Raw genomic sequence first — 15,659 nt, forward strand, 5'->3', positions numbered from 1 at the left:
GGTTAAAATTTCACCTAAATTATAAATTTTAACGGATTAATTGTAACAACCAGAAGTAGGAAATCAACAGAATATACGAGTTTGATTGCTTAACGTGCCTTATGCTGAACTTCTAGTGCGCTACCAGCAACACGGTAACCAACAATATTACCATCTTTATCGTAATATTTATCCATACCAACACTTCCACTCGAAAGGAAATTCAAAACCTTAACACCACCTTCGAGAAAAGCCATCATCTTAGGAGAATCAGTACCCTCTTTTTCTAACTGACCGTAAATAGCTGCGAGCTCACGGCGTAGAATATTGTTTGACATATATTGCGGAATCATCACATTAAGCCCATGCTCATAGGCATTTATCTCTTTATGAGTATTGATTGTAACTCCTGATAATGCAAGCATCTTAGGCATATGCTCCGTTCTATTTTCAATTTTAATCACTTTTTTATTTGTGCTGGCCTTCCGTTCTTTCTTACCCATCGGGTCGTTGGCAATTTTCATCAAACTATCCTTTGATACCGGACGTTGAAATACCTTCTTTTTATTTAAAACTTTGGGATTGGCAGAAGCCAATTGAGAAGGTTGCTCAATAAAATTGTCAACTTTTTCTGATAAAATGGCACCTGAGTTATCTGCTACCTTATCCTGAGTGAACCAAATGACTGTGGACAAGAATACAACAACTGCTATTGATGCAATGCGATTAATGGTTCTTAAATCAATCCTAGAGTTTAATACCCACCGTTTTAACTTAAGCTTCTCAGCAAAACGAATCGATTTATCACGTTTCAAGCGACTTGATGCGTAAGCCGAAGATTCTTTATTAAGCTCTTCCTCATTGGGTTCCAATAAAACTAATTCGGCTGCTTCCTCTTTTTGCAAGCCTTCTTCTTGTTTTTTAATCAGAAGGTAATCGATTTTAGATAAATCGTATTCCAATGATGGGTGCTTTCGTAAAGCATCTTTAAAACCATATTTTGGTAAGGTTTCATTGGATAGCGACAAGGAGACATCAGCCTCTAAGTCAGATTTTAAATCGGGGTTATTATCCAGAAATTCGAGCAACAGAAGTTCATCCTGAGGAGAAATGCTCTTCTCAAGATAATCCAACAAATAGGCTTCGTAATTATTTCTGTTTATCATCATTTTATCACCTTAAACTAAGACCTCAATTTTTCCAATGTAATCCTTCAAAAATTTTCGTGCTCTGAATATATATACTTTCACCTGCGATTCAGTTAAATGAGCTATCTCTCCAATTTCTTTGTATGAGTAGCCTTCGTAATCGCGCATCATAACAACCATTCGCTGATCTTCGGGTAATAAGGCCACTGCTTTATGCAACACTTCGTTCAAATCGCTATAACCATCCATCTCTGAATGTCTATTGTCATCCACCTCATCCCATCGTGCCTGTTTCTTTTCTCTTCGGGTTAAATCTATCAAAGTGTGATAAGCAGTGGAGAACAAGTAACTTTTAACTTTCTGATAATTAACCTCCGTATGCTTCTTCCACAATTTCTCAAAGGTATCCTGAACAATATCTTTCGCCTTATCCTCGTCTTTTATGTTTTTGAGAACAAAGTGATAAATACCATCAGAATATAGATCAACGGCTTGGTTAAATTCTTTTAAAGTCATATTCTAATTTGTCAAACGACACCAATGTGACGTACTGGTCTTTTTAAATGTTACATGTCTAATTGAAATTAAACCGATTCTTTAATGAAAATAACTTTAAATTCGCTCCACTCTTTAAAATTCCTCACTAATAGATCGACATAATTATTTCAATGTTGTCCTAATAATTTTATACATTGGGCTATCCGCCCAAACGCGATCCCGATTATAGTTTTGTAAGTTTTGAATTCTTCAAAACAACAAAAACTTATTTCGGGACAAAAAAGTCTAGGCTCCACCAGCTTCGCTCAAAAAAACTACAGTTGATGACTGAAATTGTTTTAAACTCACCTTTCCTCGTACCTCGAAAAGTCTCAAACAGAAAACAATTCTTAAGCGTCATTTCAACTTTGTTTTTTGCCTCACCTGCTGAGGCCATTTCGTAACAAGACGTTTCGAGCTATTAATAAAACATTTAGGCCGCTATTGGTATTATTTAATTCTAAAACTATTAAACCCGTAGTAAGGAATATCGCTTTCTAAAAATACATCTACCTGCGCCATGGCAGAACCGCTTTTACATTGGTTTGAAAAGTGATGAATATTTTCGCATTCACCTTCCGCATCAATCTCAACTCTACCATCCGATAAGTTTTGCACATATCCTTTTATACTATGTGCCCTAGCACTGTTTGCTACAAAATAACGAAAACCAACACCCTGCACTCTTCCTCCAACAATAATCTTCACCCGCTTCATACCTATCCATCTTTAATAGCCCAAATTAAGAAAGGAATTAGAAGAAGGAAAGTAAAAACAGAGGAAAATTCAGAAATAACATCTTATTAATTCATTTCTTAATCAAGTAAGATGCATTTGTTGAATTTACTACCTTTGCATCTTAAACATTAACATTCATGGAACTTTTACACACCAGCTATTTTGCACTATTTATCATTATATGCCTTGGTTTTATCATTGGTAATATTAAAGTTAAGGGTGTCTCTCTTGATATTTCAGCCATTATTTTTGTTGCTTTAATATTTGGCCATTACGGCGTTGTTATTCCAAGTATTCTTGAAAAAATAGGACTGATCCTGTTCATATATACAATAGGTGTGCAAGCTGGTCCGGGATTCTTCGATTCATTTAAAAAAAACGGACGAAGTCTTGCCTTATTAGCTACGGTTGTAATCATTTCGGCTTCGCTGATGGCCTACCTATCTTACCATCTTTTTGATCTCGACATGCCAATTATTATTGGTTTATTAACGGGAGCATTAACCAGCACGCCAGGACTGGCTGCAGCTATAGAAACCACCAATTCACCATTGGTTTCTATTGGTTACGGTGTTGCATATCCATTCGGCGTTATTGGTGTTATTCTATTTGTGAAGTTCTACCCTAAAATAATACGTGCCAATATTACAAAGGCCGAAACCGAATATGAAAAAAGCTCAACCGAAGGATTTCCTGATATTATTCATCGTAACCTGCAAGTTGAAAACGAAAATGTAATCGGAAAAACCATTGGAGAGTTGCGCGTGCGAAGCATGACTCAAGCTGTTATTTCAAGGGTAATGCACGATGGATATGCGGTTACACCAAGTACCAAAACACTTTTGCAAAAGGGCGATTTAATCAGAGCCGTTGGAACAGAAGATGCGATTCAAAAAATAATTCTACTCATAGGATCCGAAACCGAACAAAAAATACCTTTGGATGAAGGATATGAAGTACAGTCCATCTTGGTAACCAACAAAGAGGCGGTGAACACTTCGCTAGGTAGGTTTAATCTTTGGGTAAATTATCAAGCAACAGTAACCCGTATCCGACGAAGTGGAATTGATATTACTCCTGGTCCTAACTTGCGCTTACAAATGGGTGATAAAGTAATGGTGGCCTGTAGTCGCGAAAACATGAAACAAGTCATTCGTATTTTTGGTAACAACGACAAAAAACTATCCGATACAGATTTCTTCCCAGTTGCAGCAGGCATTGTTCTAGGTATCTTGTTTGGAAAGATGTCACTATCATTCGGTAACTCTTTCTCATTTAGCCTAGGCCTAACGGGTGGAGTGCTAGCAGTAGCTATGATTCTGAGTCGTATTGGCCGAACCGGCCCTGTTATTTGGAGTATGTCAGGTGCTGCCAACCAACTGCTTCGTCAACTCGGTCTAATGTTTTTCTTAGCTTCGGTTGGCACTAAAGCTGGCGCTACTCTTGTTGAAACGTATAGTAATTACGGGTCACAGCTATTTTTGGTAGGTGGAATTCTGACGATGTTCCCAATGCTGATGGCAGTGTTAGCCGCCTATTTTCTAAAATCATTCAATATTCTGACCTTGCTGGGTACCATTACCGGATCGATGACAAGCACGCCGGGATTAGCCGCTGCCGATAGTCTTTCGGATAGTAATGCTGCCGCAATCGCTTATGCCACCGTTTATCCGGTAGCCATGGTATTATTAGTTATCTGCGTTCAGATATTAGGTTTCTTTTAATTAAATTTCAATTCAATGATCAAAACAGCTACTAAGCTGTTATACACTTTAAAGAACAACTTAATCTTATAATATGAAACGAGCCAAAAAATAGATTCTCACATAGGAGAATGACTAATCCCGATGGCTATCGGGAGGCGAGTTCCATGTGACCATTAAAAAAACCAATTTTCACACATGAAACACTCAATTCTAACATTTAAAGCAGTCTTAGTACTTACTTTAATCTTTTCTTTTTATAATGTAAGTGCACAATCGCGTATCTATTCTACGGGCACGGTACAGCAGACTTATAAGCCAAAAGAAGAACCTAAAAAGCAAAAATCAACAAGCCATTTGAAAGGCATTGAAATAGCACCACTTTATGGATATCAACTTAATGGTAAAGTTAATGGCTACAGAGCCACTTTCAACATGAAAGATGCCGCCAATTATGGTGTAGCCATATCAATGAGAACAACTCACAATACACATGTTGAATTTGCCTACACAAACTCAAAAACAACCGGTGTACTTTCCGACTTTGTAAGTGGAGATACCGACACTTACAACATGAATATTAATTACTTTCAAATTGGTGGAATCCGAGACGTGTTGGATGGACCGATCGTTCCCTATGGAACAGCCTCTTTGGGAGTAGGATGGTTTAACATGAAAGACGCAGAAGTAAGTGACCATGTTGCTTTTTCAGCTGCCCTTGGTGGTGGTGTAAAATTCTTTTTAAGCGACCACATTGGAATACGTTTACAAGGACGCCTACTTCTACCAATGTATTTTTCAGGTGGCGGTTTATTTATTGGTGGTGGCTCTGGTGGGGCATCAGGTGGAGTAAGTGTTAGTACAGGGGTTATTGCAGCTCAAGGTGATTTCTCTGGAGGATTAATCTTTAGGTTTTAGCACTAAATAAAATACACAGAAAGCCGTTTCAAACTATTTGGAACGGCTTTTTTTTAAAACAACATCGTAATTTAACATTAGAAAAGCTAGTCTCAATTGCATACCTATATTATAATGCTTATAACTTTGCTAACTCTCTATCATTTCTTTTCTTTAAAAAACTTTATTTAAATCTTTTAGTAATATTGTTATTAACAAGGAAAAGAATTTAAGCTGAAAAAAAATATGAAGAAGCTACTTTTTTTATTTTATTATTTGTTTTACCTAATGTTTCGCTTGCTCAAAAAAATTGAGCCAAAATCAGAAAGTTATTCCGATTCGCGCAAAGCTCATACAATCATAACAATATTAAGCCTTTTCATTTCAACCAATTTAATGATCCTTGTTAAAGGTAACCTGAACGATATTTCAATATATATATACATGGGCTTCTCGTATATTATACTATATCTTCTTTTTATGTACAAAAAAAAATATGCTAAAATTTATGAATCCTTAAATATCAGCCAATACAATAAACATAATATACTAGGTTATTTATTTCTTTTGACATATTTTATTGGATCGCTCTTGTTAATATCTACAGTAACATAAAGAACAGTTCGTTATTTACACAACCTCAATATCATACTTTGTCAATAAACCTGGTAGGCCATCCATTGAGAACTTAGCTCCTTTTATCACATTTGAATCGGGATTGATTGTGTAATTTGTGGCCGATGTAAAATCCACTTTGCTTAGATTAGTATGGTCAAAAATGGCCCCGTTTAAATCACAATTCTTAAAGCTCGACTGTGATAAATCAGTTTCTGAAAAATCCACTTCATACATTTGACAATCGATGAACCATGTCTTCTTTAGCTTACGTTGAAAAAAGGATGACAAGTTTAAATGACACTCGGTAAAACTGACAGAGAATAAAAACTCGTGACACTCATCGAATTGTAATCCAAGTAATTTACAAGCCTTAAATTCAACATTTCGAAAAGCTGTTAAATGCAATTTAGAAGTACTCATGTTACAATTCACAAAAGTACATTCCGAAAATATTACCTCCGATAAATCGGCTCCAATGAAAGTACAATTGGAAAATACGCAATTATCGTATTCGGCCTTTTCAAGCACCTTTTTCGAGTAATCTATTCCCTTATAATCCTCTTCTTCAAAAGTTGGTCTTATCATCAGTTCTCTTTTAACGGCATTCAGTAAACATTGCAATAACCAAACTTAAGCCCTACAAAGGAAAATACCAAACACATATCAATATCAGGCATAAAAAAAGGAGTGACAAAGCCACTCCTTTAAAATATATTGTATGCTAATTATTAGCTTAAAAACATATCTGATAACTCCTCCTCAAAAAAGAATTCAGGTTGATTAAAGGCAGGCTTCAATTCATCCATCCAAACTGCTTTGGTATCATACTTAGCAAAGAAAGGACGTGCTGCCCAATCGCTATTTCTTCCCTGAATAAACTCAAGTACAAAAGCTTTTTCGCCTTTCACCTCAGTTACACCAACCACACGTACTTTACCAGGTGTACACGACATACTTGGTCCACGCACTGTTCGGCAAATGCCACTTACGCTTGTATAAGCTTTTTGGAATATCTCCCATGCATCAGCTAAAGAAACACCAAAGTACTTCTGCGCACCTGTATCACGTGCCATGAACATGTAATAAGGAATTAATCCCAGTTCAACCTGTTTTTGCCACATAGTTGACCATACTTCAGGATTGGCATTGATATGGTTCAATAGTGGAGACTGTGTTCGAATTTGAGCACCTGTAGCACGAATCTTCTTGATTGCTTGCTGAACAGCCTCAGTTTCTAACTCGCGGTAATGATTAAAGTGAGCCATAAAAGCCAACGACAATCCTGCATCCGTCACCTTTTTGAAGGCATCTAATACAACGTCAGCATCAGCATCGGTTAGGTATCGGTAAGGCCAAAAACCTAAGGTCTTAGAACCAATACGTATGTTTTTCAAGTTTGGCAAATTAGCATTCACCAAAGCAGATAAATATTCATCTAGTACTTTACCTTTCATCACCATCGGGTCACCACCTGTTATCAACAAGTCAGTCACTTCGGGATGCTCTCTTAGGTAATCAATTACATAATCAATTTCCTTCATGGCGAACTTCATCTCATCCATGTTGGTAAATTGGGGCCAACGGAAACAAAATGTACAGAAGGCATGACATGTTTGTCCCTGAGCAGGGAAAAATAAAGCTGTTTCGGTATATTTGTGCTGTACACCTGTTAATTTAACACCATTCAATTCAGGTACGTTATACTCAAGCTGTCCGGCAGGGTGAGGATTCAATTTCTCACGTATCTTATTAGCTTCTAGCTTTATGCTGGCCTTATCGGCACCACTTTTAAGCACTTTTGCCATATGGTTAAAATCCTCTTCTTCCAACATTCCCTTTTGAGGAAAATTTAGAATGAAAATAGGATCTTCCTTATAGTTATCCCAGTCTATCAATTCATTAACAACATAACTGTTGGTTTTAAATGGTAAAACAGTTCCTACCACTTCTATACTAAATTGATCTTCTTCTGATAGTTGGGCTATTTGAGGAATTTGTCGATAATTGTGCAAGGCATAAATACTATACTTCATAGGCAATTAATTTTTGTTGATTCGGCAGAAATAAGCTCGGAATTAACTAATTTGAATACTTTTTGGCCAACCACTTCTGAACACTAAACAACACTCTTTCAACTCTTTGGCCAAAACAATTGAACACATATACATATTGAAATATGTGGCGCAAAGGTACAATAAATAAAAACCAATTCAAAACATGCCTTCTTTCAATTTACTACACATATAACTACTTAATGTACAGGAAACTTCCTGTTAACATTAGCGAAAACATGACTTTTATCTTACGGTTAATAAATGTTAACGAATTAGCTCTGTTCGATTGGTGTCTAACTTTAAGAAAACGAACAATAATAAAGTAAAACCCCACAAAGAAGACCCCCCATAACTAAAAAATGGTAGTGGAATTCCTATTACAGGTGCCAAACCAATGGTCATACCCATATTTATGGCGAAATGAAAGAAAAATATAGCCGCCACGCCATATCCATAAACTCGACTAAAACTAGAATGCTGCTTCTCAGCTAAAAACAATAATCGCAGTAAAAGACTCACAAATAGTATAACAACGAGAGTTGAACCCAGGAAGCCCCACTCCTCACCAACGGTACAGAAAATAAAATCGGTTGACTGCTCGGGAACAAAATCAAATTTGGTTTGTGTTCCCTGTAAGAAACCTTTCCCACTGAAACCTCCCGAACCGATGGCAATCTTTGATTGATTCACATTATAACCCGCACCTAATGGGTCACTTTCCAAACCTAACAACACATTGATACGTGTTCGTTGATAATCGCTTAGTACCTCTTCAAAAAAGTAATCAGCCGTTAAAGACAGCCCAATAGCACTCCACAGAATCAATAAATAGGTTGGCACAAATCGGAACGCACGTTTCACCAAGGAAGTTACTAATATATAAACAGAGGCAACGAAAACACCTGCCATTAACAAGTACTCCAATGGCCATTGTTTTTCCACAAGGTATCGCGCCGCAAAGGCAAGGCCAAAAGTAACTGCACCAGCAACAAGCGGTTTTATTAATTCTCTTCTATAACCTTTAATGTACAATACAGCTACTACGCCCAAAATTATCATACCAATAATGGTGGCATTCGGGATCATTAAGGTAAGCGTGACTACAATTGCAGCTATAAAGCCAAAGGTCAGAACATAAGCCGTTAAACCTTCGCGATAAAACACGAGAATAAACACTGCATAAACCAAGGCTGAACCCGTATCGTTTTGCAAAAGAATTAGCAACATGGGTAAAAGAATAAGCGCCCCAGCTCGCAACAGGTCAGAAAAACGATTAAAGGAAAACCCATAACGACTTAGTGCACGTGCTATGGCCAGATTAGTTGCCACCTTACACAATTCAGCTGGCTGAAACCGGACGGGACCAATTTCAAACCAAGATTTGGCACCATTTATTTCTTTACCAAACAAAAGAACAGCCACCAGAAGAAATAGGGTTAAACCGTAAAAGATATAAGAAAACTCAACGTAGAATTTACTATCGGTCAAGAAGATTATGCCTATAAAGAAAAGAGATAAACCAATCCATACCAATTGCTTAAAATACTCCTTACCTGTATCAAAAAACACCGGATTCTCGGGATTAAAGTTGGCCGCATAAATACTTACCCAACCAAAAGCAACCAACAAGGCATATAAACCTATGGTTATCCAATCAACGCGCTTTATGTAGCTATTTGTCGCCATTGATAAAATCTCCTTCTAACATTTTAGTCTCGTAATATTTATGTCGCCTCGGTATTTCTCCGCTAATGTATTTCTCCATTAATAAGGTAGCCATTGGCGCCGCCCAGGTACTTCCATACCCTGCATTTTCAACAATAACACTTATGGCAATCTTCGGATTGTCTTTCGGTGCAAAGGCAATAAATACAGAGTGATCATCTCCAAATGGGTTCTCAACGGTACCGGTCTTTCCACACATTTGTATACTATCGTGCTGATAATAACGCGCTGTACCAATTTCCCCGGTATATACCTGAGACATTCCCTTAATTACCTCTTCCAAATGAATGGGATCAATGGTGGTTTCCTTTTTCGTAATAAAATTATCCGGCAATTCTTCGCCCTCAATGGATTTCACCACATGTGGACTGTAATAGGTACCTCTATTCGCCAAAATCGCAGCTTCGTTGGCCATTTGCAAAGGGGTAACCAGTAACTCTTGTTGTCCAATACCGAGTGAACGTACTGTTAATGCAATCCATCTACCATGATATTCTTTATCGAAGTATTCTGCACTTGGCACTCCTCCAGTTATTTCATAGGGCAGATCGATACCCAAACGTTCGCCAAAACCAAAACTGCGAACATGATTGTACCAAGCAACGTAACCATCACGGGTTTTTACACCAGGCCGCTCCAAAGTGCGTTTAAAGGCTTGATAAAAGAAGGGATTACACGAGGTTTCAATGGCACCAGCAGCTTCAATTGGCGAACGATGATAGTGCGTACATCGAATGGGTTTTGAAGCGGTACCGTCGCATTCAAATTTACTATGTGGGGTGATGGCACCTTCCTGCAGAGCAATGGCCGCATTCACCAATTTAAAAGCTGAACCCGGCGAATAAGTTCCCTGTAGGGCTCTGTTATTCATTGGCTTTAAAGTATCCTCAACCAAACTCAGGAATCCCTCTCCCCGTTTACGTCCTACCAATATAGACGGATCGTAGGATGGTGCAGACACAAACGTTAATATTTCACCCGTACTTGGTTCAATGGCAACGATACTGCCAATTTTATTTTGCATTAATTGCTCGGCATACTGTTGAAGTTCAATATCGAGCGATAAGCTTAAATTCTTTCCGGTAATAGCTGCAGTATCGTATCGGCCATGTCGGAACTTTCCTTTCTCCCTGCCGTGCACATCAACCATCATGTACTTAACACCTTTCTCACCCCGCAAATATGTTTCATAGGTCTGCTCAATGCCAATGACACCCGCATAATCGCCCTTGGAATAATAGGCGTCCTTATCCAGTTGACCTTGCCCAACTTCACTCACGTATCCAAGTACGTGTGCAGCTATTGGGTATTCGTATTTTCGTATGGATCGCCCCTGAACAAAGAAACCTTTAAACTTATACAGTTTCTCTTGAAAACGCCCGTATTGCTCGGCCGACAACTGCTTTAAAAACACTGATGGTTTGTAACTCGATATTTTCCGTTTACCCATGTTAACACGCATCTCCACAAAACGCTCTCGCAAATTTTCAATGCTTATGCCCAATAAATCGCAGAAATCAAGGGAATCGAAGGGCACAATTTCTCGCGGAACCACCATTACATCGTACACAGCCTGATTCGAGACTAATAGCTTTCCATTTCGATCATACACCAATCCACGCGATGGGAATTGCGTTACTTTACGGCGCGTATTACTCTCGGCCGAAAACTTATAGGACGGATCGTAAACTTGTAATACAAAAAGCTTTGAGATATAAATTATCCCAATGCCAATCATGAGAACTGCAATTAATAATGTTCTATTATTGATGCCTCCCACGCTTACCTCCCCCTGCTTTTGCCTCGGCTAAATAACTGAGAAACGATTATTAATAACATGGTAAATGCACTACTCGCGATAACACGCCATAGGGTAGAAAAAAAGTGTGTAAGCGAAAATACCTCAACATAAAACAAGAAGAGGTGATGTGCCAATACCAATATAAAAGCATAGCGGAAAAACCACGAAAACCCATAGTGATTCATGATAGGAATGGTTCCCGGCTGATACTCTTCGCGTGGCGCAAAAGCCCGCAATACATATGGTCTCAAAAAAGCCATGAACACAGCTGCCGACGCATGCATGCCTATGGTATTACTAAATATATCTACACTTATCCCCGTCACAAAACCAAGAACCAGAAGCAACCAGCCTGGTGTTTCAAAGGGCAGAGTAATAATAAACAGCACATACAAATACGGGTTAACAAAACCACTGAACTGGATGTTGTTAAGCACCAATACCTGTATCAGGATAAAGAAAAAGAAGTTGAATATGTAGCGTGGTAAATAACTAATCATTGATCGTTTCTTTTTCGAGGTTAATTTGTTCCACCTTTAGCGGGTGTCCAATTACTTCAACGTAGGACAAATTTTTATAATCGACCGAAAGCTTCACCTTAATTTCGTAAAAGCTCTCTCCTGTTTGTAAATCTACTTCCTGAACGGTACCAATTAATATACCTCCCGGGAAAATGGATGAATAGCCACTGGTTTCAATCACATCGCCCACATTCACATTGGCGTGCCTCGGAATCTCGCGCAGATAGGCGTACTGATATGCGCCTCCATGCCATTCGAGCGCACCAAAAAATCCCGACTCCTTCAACCTTGCCGATACCTTCATGCGGGTATTCAAAACAGATATCACCGTTGAGTAATTATCGGACACATTCTTCACAATGCCAACTACTCCGCGCGATGAGATAACACCCATTTCGGGCTCGATACCATTGTTGGCACCTTTATTAAGTGTGATGTAGTTAAAACGTTTATTGGTAGAGTTATTGATGACCTTAGCAGCCCTGTACACATACTCTTGCTGACTGAGGCTATCAAACACCAACTGGAAATAATCTTTTGAAGCCTTAAAGGACTCGGGTAAACGACTTCGAAGGTAGGCGTTCTCTTGTGCCAGCTCCTTGTTTATCTGACGTAGCATCAGATATTCTGCACCCTCACTAAAAGTGCCATACATTCCAGCACTTACACGATTGGATGAGGAGAGAAAAACAGAACGTTGGTAGGCGTTATAGTTAACAACAAAAAGGATGGAAATCAATTCAATAATCACAAACAGAATAACAAAATGGTGCTTGATGATAAAACGAATAAAATTTCTCATTATCCTTTAAGGTGTTTCCATGTATATTAAAAATAGCTGCCTCAGAAACATTCTCTAAGGCAGCATTTATCTTGGTATATTATTTAATCAAATAAGGCAATACGCGATGACGATTTTTCAACGCAATGCCTGTACCACGAGCCACAGCGTGCAATGGATCTTCAGCGATGTGAAATGGAATATTAATCTTATCCGACAAACGCTTATCTAATCCGCGCAATAAAGCACCTCCACCAGCTAAGAAAATACCGTTCTTCACGATATCGCTATACAACTCAGGTGGTGTTTGCTCCAAGGCTGAAAGAACTGCTGTTTCAATCTTCGAAATGGACTTCTCTAAACAGTGAGAGATCTCTTGATACGAAACAGGTACTTCAATTGGTAAAGCAGTCATTTGGTTAGGCCCACGAACAATAAAATCAACTGGTGGCTCTTCCAATTCAGGCAAGGCCGAACCTACTTCAATTTTTATGTTCTCAGCCGTACGCTCGCCCACCTTAATGTTGTGCTGACGACGCATGTACTCCATAATGTCGGCTGTTAAATCATCACCGGCAATGCGAATGGATTTATTCGTAACAATACCACCCAGTGAAATAACCGCAATCTCTGTAGTACCACCACCTATATCAACCACCATATTTCCTTCCGGTGCTTCCACATCCAATCCAATACCCAAGGCTGCTGCCATTGGTTCGTAAATCATGTGAACCTCGCGACCACCAGCATGCTCCGATGAATCGCGTACCGCACGTATCTCAACCTCGGTACTTCCCGAAGGAATACAAATAACCATGGTTAATGAGGGCGTAAACATTTTTGATTTCTTATTAATCATCTTGATCATGCCCCTGATCATTTGCTCGGCCGCGTTAAAGTCGGCAATTACACCGTCGCGCAATGGGCGAATGGTATAGATATTATCATGTGTTTTACCATGCATCTGGCGAGCACGCTCACCTATAGCTTCCAGCTTGTCGGTTTTACGGTTCAGCGCAACAATCGATGGCTCATCCACAACAATCTTGTCGGCATGGATAATGATTGTATTGGCTGTCCCCAAATCAATGGCTATTTCTTGCGATAAGAACGAAAATAATCCCATTCAATTAATTTTTTAGTGTTTAAAATGTCTTTTACCTGTAAAGATCATAGCCATATCGAACTCGTTACAAGCTTCAATAACTTCATCATCACGTATACTACCACCTGGCTCAACAATGTATTTTACGCCGTACTCATTGGCAGCTTCAATACTGTCGCGGAATGGGAAGAAAGCATCTGAAATAACAACAGACTCTTTAATATCAAGTCCTTCTTTCAGATTAAAACGCGGAATAGTCAAATGACGAAGACTATCCAAACGGTTTGGCTGACCCATGCCGGCACCTGTTAACCAGAACGCTCCATCCGCATTTTCAGTGACAATAGCAATGGCATTACTCTTCAAATGCTTACAAGCGGTAATCCCAAATTTAGCTAAATTCATTTTATTATCAGCAAATTGTCGGGTAGTAACTGTTTTAAATTCTGAATCAACACCTTCATCTTCGTCCTGAACAAGGATACCACCACTTACCGAGCGAATCAACTTTTCACCCGTAATGGCATCTTTAATAGGCGTTTCCAATACGCGCAAATTCTTTTTCTTTCCAAAAACAGCCAATGCTTCTTCGGTATATTCAGGGGCAATAATAATTTCAACAAATCGCTTGGCAAACCACTCGGCAATCTCGCCCGTTACCTTTGAGGTGAAACAGATAATGCCACCAAAGGCACTAATTGGATCGCCTGCCCAAGCCATTTCAAGCGCCTTAAGTGTATCGTCGGCCACGGCTAAACCACATGGGTTAAGGTGTTTTACAACCGATACGGCAACTTTATTCTCAATGTGTGTTACCGAATGGTAAGCATCGCTGGCAGCTTTCCAGGCTGCATCGGCATCCAACATGTTGTTATACGAAAGTGCTTTACCCTGCAACACATTGGCATTGGCCAGGCTAGCACCATTCTTGGTATTAGAAAATTTATATACGGTCGCTTTCTGGTGTGGATTCTCACCATAACGTAATACTTCACCATCGTTCAAGCTAATGCGCTCCATGTCTTCCTTATCTTTATTGAAGAAGTTAGAGATAGCCGAATCGTAGTGTGAAGAAACACCAAAGGCAGCTGCTGCAAATTTGAAACGGTCTTCCAAATCAGACTCGCCATTTTTCTCTTTCAAGATGGTAAGCAGGTCAGCATACTGATCTTTCGATGGTACGATAATCACATCCTTGTAGTTTTTAGCAGCCCCACGAATTAATGAAATACCACCTATATCAATCTTCTCGATGATATCCTGAAGAGGTGCTCCTGAAGCAACGGTTGCTTCAAAAGGATAAAGGTCAACAATGATTAAGTCAATTTCCGGAATATCGTATTCGGCCAATTGCTTTAAATCATCCTCGTTATCGCGACGTGCTAATATGCCACCAAATACTTTTGGATGCAATGTTTTAACCCGACCACCTAGTATAGATGGGTAGCTCGTTAAATCTTCAACGCGCTCGCAAGGCACATCTAAGCCTTCGATAAAAGCCTGAGTTCCACCAGTTGAATAAATGGTTACCCCTTGCTCGTGAAGCGTTTTAATGATTTCATCTAAACCGTCCTTATGAAAGACAGATACCAATGCCGATTTGACCTTTTTTACCGTATTCATTTATATTCAATTAGTTCTTTTCGCAAAAATAACAAAATAAGGACAGTTAAACCATAATATTATTCACAATTCATCAACAGATTGGGGAATAACTTGGGGAGTGGCTAATGTATACACATTTAAAAGCAAAATCTACCTCATCCCGGCCTTCTCCTCAAGGAGAAGGTGTCTGCACTTCTTGAGAAAAGCACAAGGCCGATCATTGTATTTTTGGGGATCCAACCCGCTATTAACATAAACTCCGTATTCAACCCAAAAATCTTCCAAATAGCTCACTTCCTCTCCATTTGGAGAGGATTGAGGTGAGGAGGAAAATCAAAAACTTTACAAAAATTATTTAAACGCCTAACTTAAAGTATCAAAACAACATCTTTATGTCACAGGAAAACTTTGATAACTTGTACTATGGGGCGTCTCAAGAGATTAAGA

Annotated in this window: 13 protein-coding genes; 2 read left to right on the forward strand and 11 right to left on the reverse strand. The window is 38.9% G+C overall.

Going from position 1 to position 15,659, the window contains the following annotated elements:
• Nucleotides 1-89: 89 nt before the first annotated feature.
• The 3 genes from ACRD7B_RS17205 to ACRD7B_RS17215 form a co-directional block, all read right to left on the reverse strand.
• A complete protein-coding gene (locus ACRD7B_RS17205) occupies nt 90-1,148 on the reverse strand; it encodes a hypothetical protein (protein ID WP_430825847.1) in 1,059 nt (352 codons plus the stop codon).
• Between the two features lie 9 nt (nt 1,149-1,157).
• Nucleotides 1,158-1,643 (reverse strand): RNA polymerase sigma factor, encoded by a 486-nt coding sequence (locus ACRD7B_RS17210; RefSeq protein WP_430825848.1) that lies wholly within the window; start codon nt 1,641-1,643, stop codon nt 1,158-1,160.
• A gap of 471 nt (nt 1,644-2,114) precedes the next feature.
• The gene (locus ACRD7B_RS17215) at nt 2,115-2,381 is read right to left on the reverse strand and encodes an acylphosphatase (protein ID WP_430825849.1); all 267 of its coding nucleotides are present in this window, start codon (nt 2,379-2,381) and stop codon (nt 2,115-2,117) included.
• A gap of 158 nt (nt 2,382-2,539) precedes the next feature.
• Here ACRD7B_RS17215 and ACRD7B_RS17220 point away from each other — a divergent pair, with 158 nt between their 5' ends.
• Entirely contained in the window at nt 2,540-4,126 is a 1,587-nt protein-coding gene (locus ACRD7B_RS17220; RefSeq protein ID WP_430825850.1) for an aspartate:alanine exchanger family transporter, read from the forward strand.
• Nucleotides 4,127-4,303: 177 nt separating this feature from the next.
• Nucleotides 4,304-5,023 (forward strand): hypothetical protein, encoded by a 720-nt coding sequence (locus ACRD7B_RS17225; protein ID WP_430825851.1) that lies wholly within the window; start codon nt 4,304-4,306, stop codon nt 5,021-5,023.
• A 609-nt stretch (nt 5,024-5,632) separates the two neighbouring features.
• Here the strand turns inward: ACRD7B_RS17225 and ACRD7B_RS17230 are convergent.
• The 8 genes from ACRD7B_RS17230 to purH form a co-directional block, all read right to left on the reverse strand.
• Nucleotides 5,633-6,205, reverse strand: a complete 573-nt coding sequence (locus tag ACRD7B_RS17230; RefSeq protein ID WP_430825852.1) for a pentapeptide repeat-containing protein — start codon at nt 6,203-6,205, stop codon at nt 5,633-5,635.
• Nucleotides 6,206-6,348: 143 nt separating this feature from the next.
• Nucleotides 6,349-7,653, reverse strand: coding sequence for a KamA family radical SAM protein (locus ACRD7B_RS17235; RefSeq protein ID WP_430825853.1), 1,305 nt, complete (start codon nt 7,651-7,653; stop codon nt 6,349-6,351).
• Between the two features lie 285 nt (nt 7,654-7,938).
• Nucleotides 7,939-9,360, reverse strand: a complete 1,422-nt coding sequence (gene rodA / locus ACRD7B_RS17240) for a rod shape-determining protein RodA (RefSeq protein WP_430825854.1) — start codon at nt 9,358-9,360, stop codon at nt 7,939-7,941.
• Entirely contained in the window at nt 9,347-11,179 is a 1,833-nt protein-coding gene (mrdA, locus tag ACRD7B_RS17245; RefSeq protein WP_430825855.1) for a penicillin-binding protein 2, read from the reverse strand. The genes rodA and mrdA overlap by 14 nt, the downstream gene beginning before the upstream one ends.
• A 2-nt stretch (nt 11,180-11,181) precedes the next feature.
• Nucleotides 11,182-11,700 (reverse strand): rod shape-determining protein MreD, encoded by a 519-nt coding sequence (gene mreD / locus ACRD7B_RS17250; protein ID WP_430825856.1) that lies wholly within the window; start codon nt 11,698-11,700, stop codon nt 11,182-11,184.
• Nucleotides 11,693-12,523: a rod shape-determining protein MreC gene (gene mreC / locus ACRD7B_RS17255; RefSeq protein WP_430825857.1), complete on the reverse strand. Its 831-nt coding sequence runs from the start codon at nt 12,521-12,523 to the stop codon at nt 11,693-11,695. Before mreC ends, mreD begins: the two co-directional genes overlap by 8 nt.
• A gap of 79 nt (nt 12,524-12,602) precedes the next feature.
• Entirely contained in the window at nt 12,603-13,628 is a 1,026-nt protein-coding gene (locus tag ACRD7B_RS17260; protein WP_430825858.1) for a rod shape-determining protein, read from the reverse strand.
• Nucleotides 13,629-13,640: 12 nt separating this feature from the next.
• Nucleotides 13,641-15,230, reverse strand: coding sequence for a bifunctional phosphoribosylaminoimidazolecarboxamide formyltransferase/IMP cyclohydrolase (gene purH, locus ACRD7B_RS17265; protein ID WP_430825859.1), 1,590 nt, complete (start codon nt 15,228-15,230; stop codon nt 13,641-13,643).
• Nucleotides 15,231-15,659: the final 429 nt, after the last annotated feature.

Source organism: Carboxylicivirga fragile (assembly GCF_050589805.1).
Classification (GTDB): Bacteria; Bacteroidota; Bacteroidia; order Bacteroidales; family Marinilabiliaceae; genus Carboxylicivirga; species Carboxylicivirga fragile.

Excerpts from the sequence above, each read along its gene's own strand:
- mreC (WP_430825857.1), bottom strand. The coding sequence starts at position 12,523 with ATGAGAAATTTTATTCGTTTTATCATCAAGCACCATTTTGTTATTCTG.
- ACRD7B_RS17230 (WP_430825852.1), bottom strand. The coding sequence starts at position 6,205 with ATGATAAGACCAACTTTTGAAGAAGAGGATTATAAGGGAATAGATTAC.
- ACRD7B_RS17260 (WP_430825858.1), bottom strand. The coding sequence starts at position 13,628 with ATGGGATTATTTTCGTTCTTATCGCAAGAAATAGCCATTGATTTGGGG.
- ACRD7B_RS17215 (WP_430825849.1), bottom strand. The coding sequence starts at position 2,381 with ATGAAGCGGGTGAAGATTATTGTTGGAGGAAGAGTGCAGGGTGTTGGT.
- ACRD7B_RS17205 (WP_430825847.1), bottom strand. The coding sequence starts at position 1,148 with ATGATGATAAACAGAAATAATTACGAAGCCTATTTGTTGGATTATCTT.
- ACRD7B_RS17210 (WP_430825848.1), bottom strand. The coding sequence starts at position 1,643 with ATGACTTTAAAAGAATTTAACCAAGCCGTTGATCTATATTCTGATGGT.
- ACRD7B_RS17220 (WP_430825850.1), top strand. The coding sequence starts at position 2,540 with ATGGAACTTTTACACACCAGCTATTTTGCACTATTTATCATTATATGC.
- ACRD7B_RS17235 (WP_430825853.1), bottom strand. The coding sequence starts at position 7,653 with ATGAAGTATAGTATTTATGCCTTGCACAATTATCGACAAATTCCTCAA.
- mreD (WP_430825856.1), bottom strand. The coding sequence starts at position 11,700 with ATGATTAGTTATTTACCACGCTACATATTCAACTTCTTTTTCTTTATC.
- ACRD7B_RS17225 (WP_430825851.1), top strand. The coding sequence starts at position 4,304 with ATGAAACACTCAATTCTAACATTTAAAGCAGTCTTAGTACTTACTTTA.
- rodA (WP_430825854.1), bottom strand. The coding sequence starts at position 9,360 with ATGGCGACAAATAGCTACATAAAGCGCGTTGATTGGATAACCATAGGT.
- purH (WP_430825859.1), bottom strand. The coding sequence starts at position 15,230 with ATGAATACGGTAAAAAAGGTCAAATCGGCATTGGTATCTGTCTTTCAT.